This window comes from Bacillus sp. MBGLi79, from assembly GCF_002953915.1.
The window spans coordinates 3,058,058-3,079,190 of the sequence record NZ_CP026521.1 but is presented as its reverse complement, the minus strand read 5'-3'; the positions used below and the strand labels follow the sequence as shown (position 1 = coordinate 3,079,190).

Here is a 21,133-nt window from a genome sequence, read left to right as displayed (position 1 = left end):
ACGCCATTAGGCAGTGAACGTGAACCTGCGTTAAAGGATCGAGCGGGAATATGAACATATTCCAACTAGGGTGGCACCACGGGTATAACTCTCGTCCCTACTATCATGTATAGTAGGGGCGGGAGTTTTTTTCATTTTCATCATGAACGAAAATTGTATATTTTAAAAGGAATACATAAGGAGGTCTACTTATGGGATATAACATTCCAAGAGGAACACAGGATATTCTGCCTGGAGAATCAGATCGCTGGCAGTTTGTTGAACAAATTATGAGAGACACTTGCCGCACTTATCAATATAAAGAAATCCGCACACCGATTTTTGAGCATACAGAACTGTTTGCCAGAGGCGTCGGAGAATCAACAGATATCGTACAAAAAGAAATGTATACCTTCGAGGACCGCAAAGGCAGAAGCCTGACGCTTCGTCCGGAGGGAACAGCTGCTGCGGTTCGCGCTTTTAATGAAAACAAGCTGTTCGCAAATCCTGTACAGCCGACAAAGCTTTATTATGTAGGGCCGATGTTCCGTTATGAACGTCCTCAGACGGGCCGTTACCGCCAGTTTTATCAGTTTGGAATTGAAGCGATTGGCTCGAAAGACCCAGCAATAGACGCTGAAGTGATGGCGCTTGCGATGAGTATTTATGAAAAAGCAGGTTTAGAAAACGTTAAGCTTGTCATAAACAGCCTCGGCGATCAAGCTAGCCGCAAAAGCTACAGAGAAGCGCTCGTGAAACACTTCGAGCCTCGCATCGAAGAATTTTGTTCAGACTGCCAGTCACGGCTGCACACAAATCCGCTTAGAATTTTGGACTGCAAAAAAGACCGTGATCATGAGCTGATGAAATCGGCACCTTCGATTTTGACATATTTAAATGAAGAATCAGCCGTTTATTTTGAGAAAGTGAAACAATACTTAAACGATCTTGGCATTTCGTATGAAATTGATCCGAACCTTGTGAGGGGGCTGGATTATTACAACCACACCGCATTTGAAATTATGAGCAATGCGGAGGGCTTCGGCGCGATTACGACACTTGCCGGCGGCGGACGCTACGACGGACTTGTCGAACAGATCGGCGGACCTGAAGCTCCGGGCATCGGATTTGCGATGAGCATCGAACGCCTGCTTGCCGCAATTGATGCTGAAAAAAGAGAGCTGCCTGTTGATAAGGGGATCGACTGCTATATCGTCACACTCGGCGAAAAAGCCAAGGATTATTCTGTTTCATTGGTGTACAAACTGAGAGAAGCAGGCATTTCCAGTGAAATCGATTATGAAAATAAGAAATTGAAAGGCCAGTTTAAAACAGCTGACCGCTTGAATGCGAGATTTATTGCGATTTTGGGTGAAGATGAGCTGGCCCAAAACAAAATCAATGTAAAGGATGCACAGACGGGCGAACAGATTGAAGTGGCACTTGATGAATTTATACATGTAATGAAGGCAAACCAAAAGGGATAAGGAGTGGAACACATTGTTTGGTAGAACATATTATTGCGGTGAAATAACTGAACAAGCAATCGGTGAATCTGTAACGCTGAAAGGCTGGGTCCAAAAAAGACGGGACCTCGGCGGATTGATTTTTATTGACTTGCGTGACCGTACGGGAATTGTTCAAGTCGTTTTTAACCCTGATGTGTCAAAAGAAGCGCTTGCTATTGCGGAAGGCATCAGAAATGAATACGTGCTTGATATTCAAGGGAAAGTGGTGGCGCGTGAAGAGGGAACAGTTAATCCGAATTTGAAAACAGGCGCGATCGAAATTCATGCTGATGGAGTGAACGTTTTAAATGCTGCAAAGACACCTCCATTTGCGATTTCTGATCAAGCAGAAGAGGTATCAGAGGACGTTCGTTTAAAACACCGTTACTTAGATTTACGCAGACCGGCTATGTTCCAGACGATGCAGCTGCGCCATAACGTGACGAAAGCTGTTCGCAGCTTTTTAGATGAAAACGGGTTTCTTGATATTGAAACGCCGATTTTAACAGGAAGCACGCCTGAAGGCGCACGTGACTACTTGGTGCCGAGCCGTGTGCACGAAGGTGAGTTCTACGCGCTGCCGCAGTCCCCGCAGCTATTTAAACAGCTTCTGATGGTATCAGGCATTGAGCGATATTATCAAATTGCCCGCTGTTTCCGCGATGAAGACTTGCGTGCGGACCGCCAGCCTGAGTTTACGCAAATTGATATTGAAATGTCCTTTATGAGCCAGGAAGACATTATGTCATTGGCTGAGGAGATGATGGCAAAGGTTATGCGTGAAACAAAAGGTGTGGAACTTAAGCTTCCTCTTCCTCGAATGACGTATGACGAAGCAATGAACAAGTACGGTTCTGATAAACCGGATACGCGTTTTAACATGCTATTGACGGATGTGTCTGACATTGTAAAGGATACGGAATTTAAAGTGTTCTCATCAGCTGTAGCAAACGGCGGCGTGGTCAAAGCCATCAACGTAAAAGACGGTGCCGGCGACTACTCACGAAAAGACATCGACGCTCTTGGCGCTTTTGCTGCAAACTACGGGGCAAAAGGGCTTGCCTGGGTGAAAGTTGAGGCAGACGGAGTGAAAGGCCCGATCGCTAAATTCTTTGATGAAGAAAAGCAGTCTAAGCTGATTGAAGCACTTGATGCTGCTGAAGGTGATTTGCTGCTGTTCGGAGCGGATCAATTTGAAGTTGTGGCCGCATCACTCGGCGCCCTGCGCTTAAAGCTTGGGAAAGAACGCGGATTGATTGATGAAAAATTGTTCAATTTCTTATGGGTCATCGACTGGCCGCTATTAGAGCATGATCCGGAAGAAGGCCGTTTTTACGCAGCGCACCATCCGTTCACAATGCCTGTCCGCGAAGACCTTGAGCTGATTGAAACAGCGCCTGAAGACATGAAAGCACAAGCCTATGACCTCGTTTTAAACGGCTATGAGCTTGGCGGCGGTTCAATCCGTATTTTCGAAAAGGATATTCAGGAAAAAATGTTTGCGCTTCTCGGCTTCTCACCAGAAGAAGCGGCTGAACAGTTCGGATTCCTGCTGGAAGCATTTGAATACGGCGCTCCTCCGCACGGCGGAATCGCACTCGGCTTAGACCGTCTCGTTATGCTTCTAGCTGGACGTACGAACCTGAGAGATACGATTGCATTTCCGAAAACGGCAAGCGCAAGCTGCTTGATGACAGAAGCGCCAGGCGAAGTAAGCGATGCTCAGCTTGATGAGCTTCATCTTTCTATCAAGAAAAAAGTTAAGAACTGAATGTGCAGTTCGATTCTTGAAAATCAAAATCGTCTGTGATATGATTTTGACAAGTTAAATAAAGTCCTGATGTGTTAGTTGTACACCTAGTTTTGACCGAACATTTTTTTGATTTGGGAGCCCGCATTTTTAAATGGCGTACATGCCTCTTTTCATTCGGTAAAGAGGACTTACAAGATTTAAAAGAGGGCACCCACCTGCTGAGAGCGGGTTCAAAACAAAGGAAAGCTGCAACGGCACTATTGGGACTTTATTTTTTGTGCGCAGAAAAACGGCTGCTCATGGATCAGCCATTTTATAGATGAAACCAGAATACGAATGTGGAGTGAGGTTCTTGTTACACCAGTTTTCACGCAATGAATTAGCTATCGGAAAAGAAGGCCTTGAAACGCTGAAAAACAGCACGGTGGCTGTGCTTGGGGTTGGCGGAGTCGGGTCGTTCGCGGCGGAAGCGCTCGCGCGGTCAGGCGTCGGCCGCATTCTGCTTGTCGACAAAGATGATGTGGACATTACAAATGTAAACCGTCAGCTTCACGCACTGCTTTCAACTGTCGGACAGCCGAAAGTTGATTTAATGAAGGAGCGGATCGCTGACATTAACCCGGAGTGCGAAGTGATCGCGTTAAAAATGTTCTATACGGAAGAAACGTATGAGCAATTTTTTGACTATAATCTCGACTATGTCATTGACGCGTCAGACACGATTCATTATAAAATCCATTTAATGAAAGAATGTCTGAAACGGGATATTCCGCTCATTTCCAGCATGGGTGCCGCGAACAAAACGGACCCGACACGCTTCCAAATTGCAGATATTTCAAAGACGCACACTGATCCAATTGCGAAGGTCGTCCGTACGAGATTACGCAAAGAGGGCATCAAAAAAGGCGTTCAAGTGATTTTTTCTGACGAAAGCCCGATTGTCATTCGGGAAGATGTCAGAAAAGAAGTGGGAAATGACGAAGCGAAAATCCGTAAAGCGAAAATGCCGCCATCCTCTAATGCGTTTGTGCCGTCAGTCGCAGGCTTGATTATGGGCGGACATGTTGTCATGGATCTTTTGAAAGACATTGAAATCAAACGCGTAAAGGATAAATAACGCATAAAAACAGCCTTGAAGAGCAAGGCTGTTTTTGTTTTATTTTCTTTTCATTAATTTGTCGTACACCTGCTTTAAGGCGGATTCGAACTTTCCTGTCTGTTTCGGCTTGTAGTATTGCTTATTCTTTAAAGGATCAGGGAGATATTGCTGTTCGACCCATCCATTGTCGTAATTGTGCGGGTATTTATAGTCGATTCCTCTTCCTAATTCCTGAGCTCCTTTATAATGCGCGTCCTTTAAATGCTTCGGTACATCACCGATTTTTCCGGCTCTGATATCAGCCAGAGCCTCATCAATTGCCAGAATGGCTGAGTTTGATTTCGGTGAGAGGCAAAGCTCAATGACTGCGTTGGCCAGCGGGATTCGCGCTTCGGGAAAACCGACTCGCTCAGCGGTCTGAATAGCGTGCAGCACTCTCGGACCGGCTTGCGGGCTTGCTAAGCCGATATCTTCATAGGCGATGACGAGCAGGCGTCTTGCGATGCTCTCCAGATCACCGGCTTCAATTAATCTTGCCAAATAGTGAAGAGCAGCGTTGGCATCAGAGCCGCGGATCGATTTTTGAAAAGCGGATAGCACATCATAATGCGCATCACCATCTTTATCGTGAGAAAAGCTCTTTTTCTGCAGACATTCTTCCGCGGTTTCTAATGTAATATGAATCACACCGTCTGCTGACTCCTTCGTTGACAACACGGCCAGCTCAAGTGCATTTAAAGCGGAGCGGACATCTCCTCCGCATCCGTGAGCAAAATGCTCCATCGCCTGATCATCAATGGATACAGAATATGTGCCGAGGCCTCGATGTTCATCATGAAGGGCCCTTTCCAGCGCTTGTTTGATCAGTTCAGGTGTTAACGGCTCAAGCTCAAAAATCTGGGTCCGGCTTCTGATCGCCGGATTAATGGCATGATACGGGTTAGCCGTGGTTGCTCCGATCAAAATGATCATCCCATTTTCTAAATAGGGCAATAGAAAATCTTGTTTTCCTTTATCCAGCCTGTGGACTTCATCCAGAATCAAAATCACCTGGCCTGACATTTTGGCTTCCTGGGCGACGATTTCCATATCTTTTTTATTGTTAATGACAGCATTCAGCTTTCGAAAAGCTATACTTGTCGAACCGGCGATTGCTGTGGCGATTGATGTTTTTCCAATTCCGGGCGGCCCGTACAAAATCATGGATGACAAATGTTTTGCCTGGACCATTCTGCCGATAATTTTATCTTCAGCCACCAGATGCTGCTGGCCGATAATATCCTCTATTTTTGTCGGACGCATCCGATATGCCAATGGCTTCATCTATCATCTCTCCTTACTTAATTACAGGGTAACGGAAAACCGTACATTAGAAAAGGGGAAAGGCCCGTTTCCTTTTGCCTCAATGAAAATTCGCTGAAGGTATGTTATAATAACAGTTGGTCTATTAGATAATAAACGGACGAAACATATAGTAATTACCATTATAAATGTGGAAAATCATGAAATAACAGAGGTGTTCATGTTGAAAATATCAACTAAGGGAAGATACGGGCTCACCATTATGATCGAGCTTGCAAAAAAGCATGGTGAGGGCCCGACTTCATTAAAAAGCATCGCACAGACGAATAATTTGTCCGAGCATTATTTGGAGCAGCTGGTATCGCCGCTCCGTAATGCCGGTTTAGTGAAAAGCATCAGAGGCGCATATGGCGGATATGTATTAGGCAGTGAGCCGGATGCCATTACGGCGGGAGATATTATCCGTGTGCTAGAGGGGCCGATCAGCCCTGTTGAAGTGCTGGAAGATGAGGAGCCTGCCAAGCGTGAACTTTGGATTCGCATCCGAGACGCTGTAAAAGAGGTTTTAGACAGTACAACATTAGAGGATCTTGCCAGCTATACAGACGGAGAGCAAGAAGCTTATATGTTCTATATTTAGATCAGAGGTGTAAACATTATGGAACGGATTTATTTAGATCATGCCGCAACATCTCCGATGGATGAGCGCGTGCTGGAAAAAATGATACCGCATTTTTCAGGAAGTTTCGGTAATCCATCCAGTATTCACTCATTTGGCAGAGAATCTCGAAAATGGGTGGATGAAGCAAGAGCGCAGATTGCAGCAGAAATCGGAGCGGCAGAGCAGGAGATCATTTTTACAAGCGGGGGCACGGAAGCTGATAACTTGGCGATTATGGGAACCGCGCTTGCAAGAAAAGATCTGGGCAGACATATCATCACGACAAAAATTGAACATCATGCTGTGCTTCACACATGTGAAAAACTTGAGGAAGACGGATTTGACATAACGTATCTGGACGTTGACCAAAATGGAAGAGTCAGTGCAAAACAGGTGAAAGAAGCACTGCGTGATGATACAATCCTTGTGACAGTGATGTATGGAAATAATGAAGTCGGAACAGTGCAGCCGATCGATGAAATCGGTGAGCTGCTGAAGGAACACAAAGCGTATTTTCATACCGATGCTGTTCAGGCGTTCGGGTTGCTGCCAATTGATGTGAAAAACAGCCATATTGATCTTCTGTCTGTTTCCGGGCACAAGCTCAACGGGCCAAAAGGGACAGGCTTTTTATATGCGAGTAAAGATGTGAAGCTTTCACCGCTATTATTCGGAGGAGAGCAAGAAAGAAAACGCCGTGCCGGAACAGAAAATGTTCCGGGCATTGTCGGGCTGAAAGAAGCGATTAAGCTGTCAAGTGAAGAACGGGACGAAAAAAACGAGAAGTATCAATCGTTTAAAGCAATCTTTGCCGACACGATTAAAAATGCAGGTGTGGCATTCGAGATCAACGGGGACAAAGAGCATAGTCTGCCCCATGTTTTGAATCTTTATTTCCCCGGTGTGTCAGTGGAAGCGCTGCTGGTCAATCTTGATATGGCGGGTGTCGCTGTCTCAAGCGGTTCAGCGTGCACGGCCGGTTCAGTCCTGCCGTCACATGTTCTGACTGCTATGTTCGGAGAAGAGAGTGACAGGCTGACGTCCTCTATTCGAATCAGCTTCGGCCTCGGCAATACGGCTGAGCAAGTGAAAACTGCTGCCAAACATGTGGCCGACGTTGTCAAACGACTGACACAATAAGGCGGCTTAGTTATTGGAGTGAATGAAATGGAAAAACGGCCGGAGGATACAAGAGTCGTCGTCGGCATGTCCGGCGGAGTAGACTCATCTGTGGCGGCCCTGCTGTTAAAAGAACAGGGCTATGATGTAATCGGAATCTTTATGAAAAACTGGGATGACACGGACGAAAACGGTTTTTGCACGGCGACAGAGGATTATGAAGATGTGATCCGCGTCTGCAACCAAATCGGAATCCCGTATTATGCCGTAAACTTTGAAAAGCAATATTATGAGAAGGTATTCCAATACTTCCTTGATGAATATAAAGCAGGCAGAACACCAAACCCGGATGTACTGTGCAACAAAGAAATTAAATTCAAGGCCTTTTTGGAGCATGCATTGTCACTTGGCGCCGACTATTTAGCGACTGGCCACTATGCAAGAGTAGACAGAAGCGGCGGAAAAGTCAGAATGCTGCGCGGCATTGATGAAAACAAGGATCAAACGTACTTTTTGAATCAGCTGACAGAAGATACGCTGAGCAAAGTCATGTTCCCGATTGGCGAGCTTCAAAAAAGCCGTGTGCGTGAAATCGCCAAAGAAGCAGAACTTGCAACGGCGACGAAAAAAGACAGTACAGGCATCTGCTTTATCGGCGAGCGTAACTTTAAAACGTTTCTCAGCCAATATCTCCCTGCACAGCCGGGCGATATGATGACGATGGACGGCGAAGTTAAAGGCCGCCACGACGGGTTGATGTACTACACGATCGGACAGCGTCACGGCCTTGGCATCGGCGGAAGCGGCGAGCCGTGGTTTGCGGTAGGGAAAGATCTTGAAAAGAACATCCTCTACGTAGATCAAGGGTTCCATAACCCGCTTTTATATTCCGACAAAATCACAGCAACAAATATCAGCTGGGTACGTTCGGATATCATGAAGGGTGAAGAGATTTCCTGCACGGCTAAATTCCGTTACCGCCAAGAAGATCATAAAGTGACGGTGCGCATGACTGGCGAAGGTGAAGCGGAAGTCATCTTTGATGAACAAGTCAGAGCTGTAACGCCGGGACAAGCCGTTGTCTTCTATGACGGTGAAGAATGCCTTGGCGGCGGGACAATTGATGATGTGTACAAAGACGGAACAAAATTGTGGTACGTATAAAAGATGAAAAACCTCAACACTGAGTTGGGGTTTTTTAGTGAAAGGAAGATGATCGGTGGATTATAATCAACTCGGTATAGAGGCGATGCAGGAAGGCGATTACGAGAAAGCGGCAGAGGCATTTACAAAAGCGATTGAAGAAAATAAAGAAGACGCGATGCCGTATATCAATTTTGCCAACCTGCTTTCATCCGTAAACGAGCTGGAACGTGCGCTTGCGTTTTATGATAAAGCGCTTGAATTAGACAATAGCGCAGCCACTGCTTATTATGGAGCAGGAAATGTCTATGTTGTAAAAGAAATGTACAAAGAAGCGAAAGACATGTTTGAAAAAGCGCTTCGTGCGGGGATGGAAAACGGCGACCTGTTTTACATGCTCGGAACGGTTCTTGTCAAGCTCGAACAGCCTAAGCTTGCACTGCCATATTTACAAAGAGCGGTTGAGCTGAATGAAAACGATACGGAAGCACGCTTTCAATTCGGGATGTGCTTAGCCAATGAGGGCATGCTGGACGAAGCGCTCAGCCAGTTCGCAGCTGTAACAGAGCAAGATCCCGGGCATGCAGATGCATTTTATAATGCCGGTGTCGCTTATGCTTATAAAGAAAATCGAGAAAAAGCGCTGGAAATGCTGGACAAGGCGATCGATATCCAGCCAGACCATATGCTTGCGCTTCATGCTAAAAAACTGATCGACCCATCATAACAGGCACAGGAGGAGGGACAGCTCGTGCAGCAGCATCCGGATCAGCTTAAACTGGAGGAAGAGCCCTATTTAAAAGGGACAGTTAACACAGTCATCTATCATAATGACACCAATTTATATACGGTTCTGAAAGTGAAAGTAACAGAGACCTCCGAAGCCATAGAAGATAAAGCCGTATCCGTGACGGGCTACTTCCCTGCGCTTCAAGAAGAAGAGACCTACACGTTTTACGGAAAGATCGTAACACACCCGAAATTCGGGCTCCAATTTCAAGCGGAGCATTTTAAAAAAGAGATACCGACGACTAAGGAAGGCATCATACAATATTTATCGAGTGACTTATTCGAGGGAATCGGCAAAAAAACAGCTGAAGAAATTGTGAAAAAGCTGGGCGACAGCGCCATTAACAAAATATTGGCTGACGCTTCAGTGCTTTATGATGTTCCGAGGCTCTCAAAAAAGAAAGCAGACACGCTGGCCGGTGCCTTGCAGCGGCATCAGGGGCTGGAGCAAATCATGATTTCCCTGAACCAGTTTGGCTTTGGCCCGCAGCTGTCCATGAAAATCTATCAAGCCTATGAATCCGAGACGCTTGAAAAGATTCAAGAAAATCCTTATCAGCTTGTGAAGGACGTAGAAGGCATCGGGTTTGGAAAAGCGGATGAGCTGGGCGGCAGAATGGGTCTTTCGGGTAATCATCCTGAGCGGGTAAAAGCTGCGATTCTGTACACGCTTGAAACGACTTGTCTGTCAGAGGGGCACACGTACATAGAAACGGAGCAGCTGATCATCGACACCCAATCACTGTTAAACCAGTCAGCAAAGGAAGATCAGCGCATCACAGAAATGGATGCCGCTAACGCGATTATTGCTCTTGGAGAAAATAAAGACATTGTCATAGAAGATGGACGCTGTTATTTCCCATCGCTGTTTTACGCTGAACAAAATGTTGCTAAGCGAGTGAAACATATCGCAAGCCAAACTGAATATGATGACCAGTTTCCCGAATCAGAATTTCTGCTCGCTTTGGGGGAATTGGAAGAACGGATGAACGTTCAGTATGCCCCCAGCCAGAAGGAAGCGATTCAAAAAGCCCTTTCCTCGCCGATGCTTCTTTTAACAGGCGGCCCAGGAACAGGGAAAACGACGGTTATCAGAGGGATTGTCGAGCTCTACGGAGAGCTTCACGGTGTGTCACTAGACCCGTCAGCTTATAAAAAGGATGAAGCTTTTCCGATTGTTTTGGCCGCTCCGACAGGGAGAGCAGCAAAACGAATGAGTGAATCAACGGGACTTCCTGCAGTCACGATACACAGGCTGCTTGGCTGGAACGGCGCTGAAGGCTTTTCCCATACAGAGGATGAGCCGATTGAAGGGAAGCTGTTAATAATCGATGAAGCCAGCATGCTTGATATATGGCTGGCGAACCATCTGTTCAAGGCGATCCCTGATCATATCCAAATCATCATTGTCGGAGACGAAGACCAGCTGCCTTCTGTAGGTCCGGGCCAAGTGCTGAGAGACCTACTGGCATCCCAGGTGATTCCCACGGTGAGACTGACAGACATCTACCGCCAGGCTGAGGGGTCATCAATCGTCGAGCTTGCCCACCAGATGAAAAATGGATTGCTGCCGAACAATTTGACTGCCCCCACAAAGGACCGATCCTTTATTCGCTGCGGAGGCTCGCAAATTAAAGAAGTTGTTGAAAAAGTTGTCGCCAATGCATTGAAAAAAGGCTATACGGCAAAGGACATTCAGGTCCTCGCTCCGATGTACAGAGGAAAAGCCGGCATCAATGAGTTGAATGTGATGCTGCAGGATATTTTAAATCCTCCTAAAGAAAAACGGAGAGAATTGAAGTTCGGGGATGTTGTCTACAGAACCGGAGATAAAATTTTGCAGCTTGTCAATCAACCGGAAAACAATGTATTCAACGGAGATATTGGCGAAATTACGTCGATATTTTATGCAAAGGAAAATACAGAAAAAGAAGACATGGCCGTCGTTTCTTTTGATGGCAATGAAATGACGTTTACGAAAAAAGATTTTAATCAATTTACCCATGCGTATTGCTGTTCTATTCATAAATCGCAGGGAAGTGAATTTCCGATTGTGGTTTTGCCTGTTGTGAAAGGCTACTATAGAATGCTCAGAAGAAACCTTCTTTATACCGCGATTACAAGAGCGAAGAAATTTCTCATTTTATGCGGGGAAGAGGAGGCGCTGGAGTGGGGCGTGAAAAATAATGATGCAACTGTCAGACAGACCTCCTTAAAAAACAGGCTGTCCGTACAGGTTGAGGAAATGGATGCCGAGCTTGAGGCTCTCCAAAAAGAGCTCCCATTCAGCGTACACGACGCCAACATTGGCATGGAAGGCATTACACCATTTGATTTTATGAAAGAAGAACAGCTGTAAACATGCTCCCGTGTAAGCGGGAGTTTTTTTCATTTGCAGTGGAATTGATTTCATCGTATGAGTCTAAGGCGCAAAGCAAAACCTAAGCCTGTTCAACAAAAGGTGGTTGATCACACTTTGAGAACATGCCATGAAGTAGAAGGATTCCCAGTATACTCAGAACGAACTTCTTGTTATCTCGGGGCAATTTCTGATATTTGTTTTTCTCTGCAGGGAGATTGTCTCGGGTTTATTCTTGCACAAAAACGGTTTTTGCATCATCATCATGCGCTATTACGGGCGTGTGATATCTCTTCCGTTCTTGATGACCGCATATTGGCTTCGGTCAGTTCAGAACAGCTTCTGCCTCTTCCGAAATCATGCTTCACATACGAACAGATGAAAATGAAGCTTGTGAAATCGCAAGAGGGGGATATATTGGGGATGCTGGAAGATGTATACTTTTGTTTGGACAGGGGCATAATCGTAGCATATGAACTCTCGGACGGTTTCTTTTCTGACCTGGCGGGAAGCAAGCGCCAGATCCAAAGAGCGGATTCGCTTGTCGAGGTGCGGAAAGACGAGATCGTTCTGAACGGATAGAGGTGTGAGATATGCTTATATGCCCGAATTGCAAAAGTAAGGATATCGGGAAAATCGGCGTGAACCAATATTATTGCTGGGGCTGTTTTATTGAACTGACAGTGGCGAAAGGGAAGATTGCAACTCATCAGGTGGAAGAAGACGGAACGTTAAGCAGCTTGGATGATTTGTTTTCTGAGGATGAACGCAGCATCAATTTTTAATCATGAAAGGAGATGCGCAGGATGAATCGGACGATGACTTCTCTTTTGGCAATGGGAGCCGGAGCTCTCGTGTACCGAATGGCGACTCAATCTGACATGCTGAATAATCGAAGCATGAAGCGGATGAGAAGAAGAATGATGAAAATGTTTTAATGCAAAAAGGATACTCTCTAAAGAGTATCCTTTTCTATATTTGCCGTGCCTCAAGGCGCTTGCTGCGAGTGAAAGGAAGTAATTGACTGCCACATACATAAGGTGCCGTAAGTAAAAAGATCGAAAAAAATAATCGCCGTCTGATCAGTTCGGGCAGAGCAATCACAACAGCAAGCGATGTATCTAATGGGCGGAACCATGCAGCGAAGCGCTTGCGGCATGAAAAGAACAAAGTCAGTGTAGCTCAGCCCGGTGGAGCACGACGCTTCTATCAGTCGCTTCGGGTAATTTCAGATAGCATAGCGGATTTAAAAACACACTAAACGATCTGAAAAAATGTCCACGACTTAGGACTGGCTGAAAACATAAAAGAATAATTCTGTGTAAACCTCAAAAGATATAGGTGAGGTGAAAGCAGATGCTTCAAAAACCGGTGCAGCTTTTGTTATGGGTGGCCATTTGTTTGCTGGTTCTGTTAACAGTCTACGTCTTTTTTATGCTTGATATGTTATGGACACCCTTTTGGTACGTCATAAAAACGATCTTTATTCCCTTGATTATTTCCATTTTTATATCTTATTTATTGCTTCCGGTCACAGAATGGCTGCATGGCAAAGGATTGCCTAGGACTTTGAGCATCTTGGTGATTTATGTTCTTTTTTTTGGCGGGATTGGCTGGGCGCTGTATAAGGGAGTGCCTGTTCTCATCGTGCAGCTGACGGAGTTGTCAGAAAATATACCGATGTTTGCCGAAACGTATAACGGGCTCCTTCTTCATGTGCATAATCATACGGATGATTGGCCTGATGGTATGCATCACCGTATAGATAAAATGATCAGCCAGACGGAGGCGTTTTTTGCTGGAACGATCGAGGGTGCGATCAGCGGAATCCGAAACGTGCTTGATTATTTCTTAATTGCGGCAACGATCCCTTTTCTTGTATTTTATATGGTAAAGGACATTGAGCTAATGAAAAAGACGGTATGGTACCTGACTCCGAAGTCGTGGAGAAAGCGTGGCAGCGCCTTTTTGCGCGATGTGGATGACTCTCTTGGAGATTACATCCGCGGGCAGCTTTTGGTCTGCCTGATTCTCGGCGTGATTGCCGGCTTTACGTTCTGGGTATTTGGGCTTCCGTATCCGCTGATACTCGGCCTTATCTCTGGGATCACGAATGTCATTCCGTATTTTGGCCCTTTCATTGGAGCTGTTCCTGCATTGTTAATTGCGATGACAATCTCAGTGAAGGCGGTTCTTGTTGTGGTGATTACGGTGTTTATTCTGCAGTTTATGGAAGGCAATATCCTTAGTCCGTTCATTGTCGGCAGAAGCCTTAAAATGCATCCGGTTGTAATCATGCTTGCGCTCCTCGCCGGAGGGGAGCTTGCGGGAATCGTCGGGATGATTCTGGCTGTTCCTGCGACGGCTGTTTTAAAAGTGATGATGATCCATTTTTTGCGGATGAGGACAGAGCATTGACATTGGCGTGCCGCTTGTCTATAATTTCTCGTAGAATACATACGAATCTCGAGTGACGGATCTGAGTACGCCGAAGCCCTGTTAAAGAGAGAAGCTCCATAAGCTGAAAGGAGCTTTAGCAGAAGATCGGAGGAAGCTAATCCTGAGTGCAGTTAATCACTGCCGCACATCCTGCGTTACAGGGTTTAAGGTGACGGGCGAATGAAGCCCGTAATCAGGGTGGTACCGCGAGACAGCTCTCGTCCCTGTGTAAACGTTGGTTTGCATAGGGGGAGGGCTTTTTTGCTGTCACTGAAGAGAATTTCGATTTTTATAGAGGAGGAAATACAATGAAACACTTAACTTCTGCGGAAGTGCGTCAAATGTTTTTGGATTTCTTTAAAGAAAAAGGGCATGCGGTAGAGCCAAGCGCGTCATTAGTGCCTCATGAGGATCCTTCACTGCTCTGGATCAACAGCGGTGTTGCGACGCTGAAAAAATATTTTGACGGCCGTGTCGTGCCGGAAAATCCAAGAATCGTAAACGCTCAAAAAGCGATCAGAACAAACGATATAGAAAATGTAGGTAAAACTGCGCGCCATCACACTTTCTTTGAAATGCTCGGAAACTTTTCCATCGGCGATTATTTTAAAGAAGAAGCCATTACATGGGCTTGGGAGTTTTTAACGAGCGATAAGTGGATCGGCTTCGACAAAGAACTTCTCTCAGTTACGGTTCATCCTGAGGATGAAGAGGCGTATGAGTTTTGGGCGAAAAAAATCGGTATTCCTGAAGAAAGAATCATCCGTCTGGAAGGGAACTTCTGGGATATCGGTGAAGGGCCGAGCGGACCGAACACGGAGATTTTCTACGACCGCGGTGAAGCATATGGTAATGATCCAGAAGATCCGGAGCTTTACCCAGGCGGAGAAAACGACCGTTACTTAGAAGTATGGAACCTTGTGTTCTCAGAGTTCAACCATAACCCTGACGGCACGTACACACCGCTTCCGAAGAAGAACATTGATACAGGCATGGGACTTGAAAGAATGGTATCTGTCATCCAGAATGTTCCGACAAACTTTGATACCGATTTGTTTGTTCCGATCATAAAAGCAACAGAATCGATTTCTGGTGAAACATACGGCAAAGACAATGTGAAGGACACTGCGTTTAAAGTGATTGCCGACCATATCAGAACAGTTGCCTTTGCTGTCAGTGACGGGGCGCTGCCGTCAAATGAAGGCCGCGGCTATGTATTAAGACGCTTATTGCGCCGTGCCGTCCGTTATGCCAAAACGATCAACATCCACCGTCCGTTCATGTTTGATTTAGTGCCGGTTGTCGCAGAAATCATGGCTGATTTCTATCCTGAAGTGAAAGAAAAAGCGGATTTCATCGCAAAAGTCATTAAAACCGAGGAAGAACGGTTCCATGAGACCCTTAATGAAGGGCTTGCGATCCTGTCAGAAATGATCAATAAAGAAAAAGACAAGGGCAGCAGCGTCATCTCAGGTGCTGATGTGTTTAAACTGTATGATACGTATGGATTCCCGGTTGAATTGACTGAAGAATACGCAGAAGACGAGAACATGACGGTTGACCATGAGGGCTTTGAGGAAGAAATGAACCAGCAGCGAGAACGGGCAAGAAACGCCCGCCAGGATGTCGGCAGCATGCAGGTGCAGGGCGGCGCATTGCGCGATGTGACCGATGAAAGCACATTTGTCGGCTACTCTCAAACCAAAGCTGATGCCAATGTCATTGTGCTTCTTCAGGACGGCCAATTAATCGAAGAGGCTCATGAAGGCGAAAGCATTCAATTCATTCTTGATGAAACACCGTTCTATGCAGAAAGCGGCGGTCAAATCGGCGACAAAGGCTATCTCCGCAGCGAGCAGGCAGTTGTGAGAATTAAAGATGTCCAAAAAGCGCCGAACGGCCAGCATGTGCATGAAGGTGTTGTGGAGAGCGGTACTGTTCAAAAAGGCTTGCATGTTACTGCTGAAGTTGAAGACCATATGAGAAGCGGCGTCATTAAAAACCACACGGCAACGCATTTATTGCATCAGGCTCTAAAAGACGTTCTTGGAACTCATGTCAATCAGGCGGGCTCTCTTGTAACTGAAAACCGTCTTCGTTTTGACTTCTCACACTTTGGCCAAGTGACAAAAGAAGAGCTTGACCAAATTGAAAGAATCGTAAACGAAAAAATTTGGGCGAGCATCCCGGTCAATATTGATTTGAAACCGATCGCTGAGGCAAAAGAAATGGGTGCGATGGCTCTGTTCGGCGAAAAATATGGCGATATTGTCCGTGTCGTTCAAGTTGGGGATTACAGCTTAGAGCTGTGCGGCGGCTGCCATGTCAGAAATACAGCAGAAATCGGCTTGTTTAAAATCGTTTCTGAATCTGGAATCGGGGCAGGCACAAGACGGATTGAAGCTGTAACGGGGCAAGGCGCTTACGTCGAAATGAACAGCCAGATTTCTGTATTGAAGCAGACTGCTGACGAGCTGAAAACAAATATCAAAGAGGTGCCGAAACGGGTCGCGGCTTTGCAGGCAGAACTGAAGGAAGCACAAAGAGAAAATGAATCTCTTCTTGCGAAACTAGGCAACGTGGAAGCAGGAGCGATCCTGTCGAAAGTAAAAGAAGTTGGCGGCGTAAACGTGCTTGCAGAAAAAGTTAATGCTAAAGACATGAACCATCTCCGCACAATGGTTGATGAACTCAAAGCAAAGATTGGCTCTGCGGTGATTGTGCTTGGTGCGGTACAAAACGATAAAGTAAATATTTCTGCCGGAGTCACAAAGGACCTTATTGAGAAAGGCCTTCATGCCGGCAAGCTGGTTAAACAAGCTGCGGAAGTTTGCGGCGGAGGCGGCGGAGGCCGTCCGGACATGGCGCAGGCAGGCGGCAAACAGCCGGAAAAACTAGAAGAAGCTTTGGCTTCTGTAGAAGATTGGGTGAAATCCGTTTTATAATTCGCCCATGTAGTGTAGAATGATGGTAAGATTAGGACCCCAGGCTGAACTTTGCCTGCGAATTTGGGAAAGAGGTGCAAAACGGTGAGCTCGTTTGATAAAACGATGAAATTTAATTTCTCCGATGATTCTGCTGAGACTAACGTAAATGAGGTGCTGATTACAGTGTATGACGCGCTTCAGGAAAAGGGCTACAATCCAATCAACCAGATTGTCGGATACTTGCTGTCAGGTGATCCCGCTTATATTCCTAGGCATCGTGACGCTCGCAATTTAATTCGCAAACTTGAAAGAGACGAATTAATCGAGGAATTGGTAAAGTCTTATTTAGAACAGCATAAAGAGGCGTAAATAAAGAATGAGAATATTAGGACTCGATTTAGGAACCAAAACACTCGGTGTAGCTCTGAGCGATGAAATGGGCTGGACTGCTCAAGGCATTGAGACCATAAAGATAAATGAAGCAGAAGGCGATTATGGTTTATCCCGTTTATCTGAACTGATAAAGGACTATACTATAGATAAAATCGTGCTCGGCTTTCCTAAGAACATGAACGGAACAGTCGGCCCGAGAGGCGAAGCCAGCCAAACATTTGCTAAAGTGCTTGAAACAACGTACAATGTTCCTGTTGTGCTGTGGGACGAGCGTCTTACCACAATGGCGGCTGAAAAAATGCTGATTGCAGCTGACGTAAGCAGGCAAAAACGAAAAAAAGTCATTGATAAGATGGCGGCTGTCATGATTTTACAAGGATATCTCGACAGCTTAAATTAAAGCCAGAGGTGAAAAAAATGGAACACGGCGAAAAAAATATTACAATTGTTGACGAGCAAGGAAATGAACAGCTTTGTGAAGTGCTGTTTACATTTGAAAACGAAGAGTTTGGCAAGTCTTATGTATTGTACTACCCAATCGAATCAAAAGATGACGAAGAAGTAGAAATTCTTGCTTCCAGCTTCACGCCAAACGAAGACGGTGAAAACGGTGAGCTATTCCCGATTGAAACTGACGAAGAATGGGATATGATCGAAGAAACACTAAACACATTCCTAGCGGACGAAGACGAAGAATAAGTCATCGTGCCAAACCAAAGCCGGAGCTATACTGCTCCGGTTTTTTTCTGCTTGTTGCAGGCCTCTTTCGCCCTTATTTTGTAATAAATTGCCGAAATACAATGAATCATGTAGTATAAGAGCTGATGGGAGGAGACCTAATGTATATCAATCAGCAAAAAAAATCGTTTTTTAATAAAAAAAGAATCATACTGTCTTCCATTGTTGTGCTGTTTCTCATCATTGGCGGGGCATTTTTATATGGGAAATCATTGCTTGAACCTGTTGAAAAAGACAGTAAAACGACAGTGAATATTAACATTCCGAGCGGTTCGTCTGTTTCAGCCATCGCATCGATATTAAAGAAAAATGATGTCATAAAAAGCGAGAAGGCATTTCAGTACTATGTGAAATATAAAGGTGCTTCCGGGTTTCAGGCCGGATTCTATCATCTGAATAAAGGAATGGATTTAGATGCCATTATTCAGAAGCTGACAAGCGGGGCTACAGGCTACGCTTTTCAAATCACAGTGACTGAGGGAGCACAGCTGACCCAAATCGCGGCTGCTATTGCTGATGAAACGAAATACTCGAAAAAACAAGTCATAGCGAAGCTGGACGATGAAACATTTATCAATCAGCTGAAGAAAGAATTCCCGGACACTGTGACAAACGATGTTTTCAATCAAAACATTAAGCACCCGCTTGAAGGGTACCTATTCCCGGCTACATACCCTTTTAACGATCCGGACACATCACTTGAAGACATTATCAAGGCAATGATCAAGCAGACAAATTCTTATGTGGAAACATATAAATCAGAAATAAAGAAAAACAAACTTTCTGTGCATAAGCTGCTGACGATGGCTTCTTTAATTGAAGAAGAAGCGACAGAAAAAGCCGACCGCCATAAAATTGCGAGCGTCTTTTATAACCGCCTGAAAAAGAAAATGCCGCTCCAAACAGATCCGACCGTCCTGTACGCGGCAGGCAAGCATAAAGATCGGGTTCTTTATAAGGATCTGGAAATCGATTCACCATACAATACGTATAAAAACACAGGACTGACGCCAGGACCGATCGCCAATGCCGGCATGTCGTCATGGGAAGCGGCGCTGCATCCGGATAAAACGGACTATCTGTACTTCTTGGCCAAATCAAATGGTGAGGTCGTATTTACAAAAACACTAAAAGAGCATAATAAAGCAAAAGAAAAATACATTTCCTCAAAAAATGAGAAATAAAAGGAGAGCAAAAAGCTCTCCTTTTGTTCGCTTTCCGCAAGGTTTTATGATAAAATATATCGGGTTGTTTACCGATGTATCATGATGTATTCAGAGAGTGTCCTGTGCATAAGACTGGGGCACTCCTTTTTAGAACGGGAGGCTGTTTGTAGTGACTGACCGGTATGAACAAATAAATGACTATATAGAAGCATTATTAAAGCCTCGGCCGGATAACGTGAAGAAGCTTGAAGCATATGCAGAAGAACATCATGTCCCGATCATGGAAAAAGCGGGCATGGAGGTGCTGCTTCAAATTTTGTCTCTGAAACAGCCGAAAAAAATACTAGAAATCGGAACGGCCATTGGTTATTCTGCCATTCGAATGGCGCTGGAGCTGCCGTCTGCTGAAATATATACAATTGAACGCAATGAGAAACGGCACGAAGAAGCGGTAAACAATATCAAGGAATTTCAGCTTGATGACCGGATTCATGTTTTTTACGGAGATGCGCTTGAATTAGCTGACGCCGTTCATGTAACTGCGCCTTACGATGTCATTTTTATTGACGCTGCAAAAGGTCAGTATCAAAACTTTTTTCATTTATATGAACCGATGCTTTCACCGGACGGGGTGATTTTAACGGACAACGTGCTGTTTAAAGGTCTGGTGGCAGAGGATTACAGCAAAATAGAACCGAAGAGAAGGCGCAGGCTTATAACAAAAATTGATGAATATAATCATTGGCTGATGAATCATCCGGATTACCAAACTGCGATTATTCCTGTCGGGGACGGACTTGCGATTAGTAAAAAGAAGAGGTGAACGTCATGAAAAAACCAGAGCTCTTAGTGACGCCGACAAGTACGGCTGACATTTTGCCGCTCATACAGGCGGGAGCAACTGCGTTTTTAGTTGGGGAACAGAGATACGGCTTGAGATTGGCCGGAGAGTTTTCTCGTGAAGATGTAACGAAAGCCGTAGAGATTGCCCACAAAGAAGGGGCAAAAGTATACGTTGCTGTAAATGCAATTTTCCATAACGATAAAGTGGGTGAGCTTGGCGAATATCTGGCTTTCTTAGCGGAAGCCGGTGTCGATGCAGCGGTATTCGGCGATCCTGCCGTGCTGATGGCTGCCCGTGAATCTGCGCCTGATCTGAAGCTTCATTGGAGTACAGAAACAACAGGCACCAACTACTATACATGCAACTACTGGGGACGCAAGGGCGCGGCGCGTTCTGTGCTTGCCAGAGAATTAAACATGGATAGCATTGTCGAAATGAAAGAAAATGCTGAAGTCGAAATTGAAATCCAGGTGCATGGAATGACGTGCATGTTCCAATCGAAGCGTTCTTTGATTGGAAACTATTTTGAATATCAAGGCAAAGTCATGGACATTGAAAGAAAGAAAAAAGAATCTGGTATGTTTTTGCACGATAAAGAGCGTGATAATAAATATCCGATTTTCGAAGATGAAAACGGCACTCATATTATGAGCCCGAACGATGTGTGCATCATTGATGAGCTCGAGGAATTGATAGATGCCGGAATTGATTCCTTCAAAATTGACGGTGTCCTGAAAACGCCTGAATACTTAATAGAAGTCACCAAAATGTACAGAGAAGCAATTGATTTGTGCGTGGAAGACCGTGACGAATACGAAGCGAAAAAAGAAGACTGGATTGAACGCATTGAAAGCATCCAGCCAGTGAACAGAAAAATCGATACCGGATTCTTCTTCAAGGAAACGGTTTATTAA

Annotated in this window: 20 protein-coding genes, 1 other RNA gene, 1 pseudogene and 1 other annotated feature (1 of these 23 only partly in view); of the genes and pseudogenes, 20 read left to right on the top strand and 2 right to left on the bottom strand. The window is 45.3% G+C overall.

Annotated elements, in window-relative coordinates; all coding sequences use genetic code 11:
* Nucleotides 1-102 (top strand) — a binding site (T-box leader); it begins 131 nt to the left of the window's first position.
* Nucleotides 103-191: 89 nt separating this feature from the next.
* From hisS to C1T29_RS15685, 4 genes are all read left to right on the top strand, one after another.
* Nucleotides 192-1,466 carry a histidine--tRNA ligase gene (gene hisS, locus C1T29_RS15700; protein ID WP_103749954.1) on the top strand — a complete coding sequence of 425 codons (1,275 nt, stop codon included), beginning with the start codon at nucleotides 192-194 and terminating at the stop codon, nucleotides 1,464-1,466.
* Nucleotides 1,467-1,479: 13 nt separating this feature from the next.
* Nucleotides 1,480-3,258 carry an aspartate--tRNA ligase gene (gene aspS, locus C1T29_RS15695; RefSeq protein WP_014664805.1) on the top strand — a complete coding sequence of 593 codons (1,779 nt, stop codon included), beginning with the start codon at nucleotides 1,480-1,482 and terminating at the stop codon, nucleotides 3,256-3,258.
* A gap of 60 nt (nucleotides 3,259-3,318) precedes the next feature.
* Nucleotides 3,319-3,511, top strand: a non-coding RNA gene (ssrS, locus tag C1T29_RS15690) — 6S RNA.
* An 81-nt stretch (nucleotides 3,512-3,592) separates the two neighbouring features.
* The gene (locus C1T29_RS15685; protein WP_014664803.1) at nucleotides 3,593-4,357 is read left to right on the top strand and encodes a tRNA threonylcarbamoyladenosine dehydratase; all 765 of its coding nucleotides are present in this window, start codon (nucleotides 3,593-3,595) and stop codon (nucleotides 4,355-4,357) included.
* A 39-nt stretch (nucleotides 4,358-4,396) separates the two neighbouring features.
* Here C1T29_RS15685 and C1T29_RS15680 read toward each other — a convergent pair whose 3' ends face one another.
* Nucleotides 4,397-5,662 (bottom strand): replication-associated recombination protein A, encoded by a 1,266-nt coding sequence (locus C1T29_RS15680; RefSeq protein WP_071581515.1) that lies wholly within the window; start codon nucleotides 5,660-5,662, stop codon nucleotides 4,397-4,399.
* Between the two features lie 202 nt (nucleotides 5,663-5,864).
* On the opposite strand from C1T29_RS15680, the gene cymR reads away from it, so the two are divergent.
* The 8 genes from cymR to C1T29_RS15640 all read left to right on the top strand — a co-directional run bounded on the left by cymR (nucleotide 5,865) and on the right by C1T29_RS15640 (nucleotide 12,650).
* Nucleotides 5,865-6,281, top strand: a complete 417-nt coding sequence (cymR, locus tag C1T29_RS15675; RefSeq protein ID WP_003225879.1) for a cysteine metabolism transcriptional regulator CymR — start codon at nucleotides 5,865-5,867, stop codon at nucleotides 6,279-6,281.
* Between the two features lie 18 nt (nucleotides 6,282-6,299).
* Nucleotides 6,300-7,442: a cysteine desulfurase family protein gene (locus tag C1T29_RS15670; RefSeq protein WP_103749955.1), complete on the top strand. Its 1,143-nt coding sequence runs from the start codon at nucleotides 6,300-6,302 to the stop codon at nucleotides 7,440-7,442.
* Nucleotides 7,443-7,469: 27 nt separating this feature from the next.
* Entirely contained in the window at nucleotides 7,470-8,585 is a 1,116-nt protein-coding gene (mnmA, locus tag C1T29_RS15665) for a tRNA 2-thiouridine(34) synthase MnmA (RefSeq protein WP_004398509.1), read from the top strand.
* 85 nt (nucleotides 8,586-8,670) lie between these two features.
* Nucleotides 8,671-9,291 (top strand): tetratricopeptide repeat protein, encoded by a 621-nt coding sequence (locus C1T29_RS15660; protein ID WP_231516582.1) that lies wholly within the window; start codon nucleotides 8,671-8,673, stop codon nucleotides 9,289-9,291.
* 24 nt (nucleotides 9,292-9,315) lie between these two features.
* A complete protein-coding gene (locus C1T29_RS15655) occupies nucleotides 9,316-11,712 on the top strand; it encodes an SF1B family DNA helicase RecD2 (protein ID WP_040082303.1) in 2,397 nt (798 codons plus the stop codon).
* Nucleotides 11,713-11,769: 57 nt separating this feature from the next.
* Nucleotides 11,770-12,294 carry a PRC-barrel domain-containing protein gene (locus C1T29_RS15650; RefSeq protein ID WP_082032957.1) on the top strand — a complete coding sequence of 175 codons (525 nt, stop codon included), beginning with the start codon at nucleotides 11,770-11,772 and terminating at the stop codon, nucleotides 12,292-12,294.
* An 11-nt stretch (nucleotides 12,295-12,305) separates the two neighbouring features.
* The gene (locus C1T29_RS15645) at nucleotides 12,306-12,497 is read left to right on the top strand and encodes a hypothetical protein (protein WP_003225893.1); all 192 of its coding nucleotides are present in this window, start codon (nucleotides 12,306-12,308) and stop codon (nucleotides 12,495-12,497) included.
* Between the two features lie 21 nt (nucleotides 12,498-12,518).
* Nucleotides 12,519-12,650 (top strand): DUF3918 family protein, encoded by a 132-nt coding sequence (locus C1T29_RS15640; protein ID WP_014664797.1) that lies wholly within the window; start codon nucleotides 12,519-12,521, stop codon nucleotides 12,648-12,650.
* A 60-nt stretch (nucleotides 12,651-12,710) separates the two neighbouring features.
* Here C1T29_RS15640 and C1T29_RS24870 read toward each other — a convergent pair.
* Nucleotides 12,711-12,966 (bottom strand): annotated as a pseudogene (locus tag C1T29_RS24870) (amino acid ABC transporter permease); the annotation flags it as partial.
* 102 nt (nucleotides 12,967-13,068) lie between these two features.
* On the opposite strand from C1T29_RS24870, the gene C1T29_RS15635 reads away from it, so the two are divergent.
* The 8 genes from C1T29_RS15635 to C1T29_RS15600 all read left to right on the top strand — a co-directional run bounded on the left by C1T29_RS15635 (nucleotide 13,069) and on the right by C1T29_RS15600 (nucleotide 21,133).
* Entirely contained in the window at nucleotides 13,069-14,130 is a 1,062-nt protein-coding gene (locus C1T29_RS15635; protein WP_040082305.1) for an AI-2E family transporter, read from the top strand.
* Nucleotides 14,131-14,459: 329 nt separating this feature from the next.
* A complete protein-coding gene (gene alaS / locus C1T29_RS15630) occupies nucleotides 14,460-17,096 on the top strand; it encodes an alanine--tRNA ligase (RefSeq protein WP_103749956.1) in 2,637 nt (878 codons plus the stop codon).
* 84 nt (nucleotides 17,097-17,180) lie between these two features.
* On the top strand, nucleotides 17,181-17,447 hold the full coding sequence (locus C1T29_RS15625; protein WP_003225903.1) for an IreB family regulatory phosphoprotein: 267 nt from the start codon (nucleotides 17,181-17,183) through the stop codon (nucleotides 17,445-17,447).
* Between the two features lie 7 nt (nucleotides 17,448-17,454).
* Entirely contained in the window at nucleotides 17,455-17,871 is a 417-nt protein-coding gene (gene ruvX, locus C1T29_RS15620; RefSeq protein WP_003229795.1) for a Holliday junction resolvase RuvX, read from the top strand.
* 17 nt (nucleotides 17,872-17,888) lie between these two features.
* Nucleotides 17,889-18,170 carry a DUF1292 domain-containing protein gene (locus C1T29_RS15615; RefSeq protein ID WP_014664792.1) on the top strand — a complete coding sequence of 94 codons (282 nt, stop codon included), beginning with the start codon at nucleotides 17,889-17,891 and terminating at the stop codon, nucleotides 18,168-18,170.
* 140 nt (nucleotides 18,171-18,310) lie between these two features.
* Complete coding sequence (mltG, locus tag C1T29_RS15610) at nucleotides 18,311-19,393, top strand: endolytic transglycosylase MltG (RefSeq protein WP_103749957.1); 1,083 nt, start codon at nucleotides 18,311-18,313, stop codon at nucleotides 19,391-19,393.
* A gap of 151 nt (nucleotides 19,394-19,544) precedes the next feature.
* Entirely contained in the window at nucleotides 19,545-20,198 is a 654-nt protein-coding gene (locus tag C1T29_RS15605) for an O-methyltransferase (protein WP_040082308.1), read from the top strand.
* Nucleotides 20,199-20,203: 5 nt separating this feature from the next.
* Complete coding sequence (locus C1T29_RS15600) at nucleotides 20,204-21,133, top strand: peptidase U32 family protein (protein ID WP_040082309.1); 930 nt, start codon at nucleotides 20,204-20,206, stop codon at nucleotides 21,131-21,133.

Excerpts from the sequence above, each read along its gene's own strand:
- hisS (WP_103749954.1), top strand. The coding sequence starts at position 192 with ATGGGATATAACATTCCAAGAGGAACACAGGATATTCTGCCTGGAGAA.
- C1T29_RS15680 (WP_071581515.1), bottom strand. The coding sequence starts at position 5,662 with ATGAAGCCATTGGCATATCGGATGCGTCCGACAAAAATAGAGGATATT.
- C1T29_RS15670 (WP_103749955.1), top strand. The coding sequence starts at position 6,300 with ATGGAACGGATTTATTTAGATCATGCCGCAACATCTCCGATGGATGAG.
- mnmA (WP_004398509.1), top strand. The coding sequence starts at position 7,470 with ATGGAAAAACGGCCGGAGGATACAAGAGTCGTCGTCGGCATGTCCGGC.
- C1T29_RS15660 (WP_231516582.1), top strand. The coding sequence starts at position 8,671 with ATGCAGGAAGGCGATTACGAGAAAGCGGCAGAGGCATTTACAAAAGCG.
- C1T29_RS15650 (WP_082032957.1), top strand. The coding sequence starts at position 11,770 with ATGAGTCTAAGGCGCAAAGCAAAACCTAAGCCTGTTCAACAAAAGGTG.
- C1T29_RS15645 (WP_003225893.1), top strand. The coding sequence starts at position 12,306 with ATGCTTATATGCCCGAATTGCAAAAGTAAGGATATCGGGAAAATCGGC.
- C1T29_RS15640 (WP_014664797.1), top strand. The coding sequence starts at position 12,519 with ATGAATCGGACGATGACTTCTCTTTTGGCAATGGGAGCCGGAGCTCTC.
- C1T29_RS15635 (WP_040082305.1), top strand. The coding sequence starts at position 13,069 with ATGCTTCAAAAACCGGTGCAGCTTTTGTTATGGGTGGCCATTTGTTTG.
- alaS (WP_103749956.1), top strand. The coding sequence starts at position 14,460 with ATGAAACACTTAACTTCTGCGGAAGTGCGTCAAATGTTTTTGGATTTC.
- ruvX (WP_003229795.1), top strand. The coding sequence starts at position 17,455 with ATGAGAATATTAGGACTCGATTTAGGAACCAAAACACTCGGTGTAGCT.
- C1T29_RS15615 (WP_014664792.1), top strand. The coding sequence starts at position 17,889 with ATGGAACACGGCGAAAAAAATATTACAATTGTTGACGAGCAAGGAAAT.
- mltG (WP_103749957.1), top strand. The coding sequence starts at position 18,311 with ATGTATATCAATCAGCAAAAAAAATCGTTTTTTAATAAAAAAAGAATC.
- C1T29_RS15600 (WP_040082309.1), top strand. The coding sequence starts at position 20,204 with ATGAAAAAACCAGAGCTCTTAGTGACGCCGACAAGTACGGCTGACATT.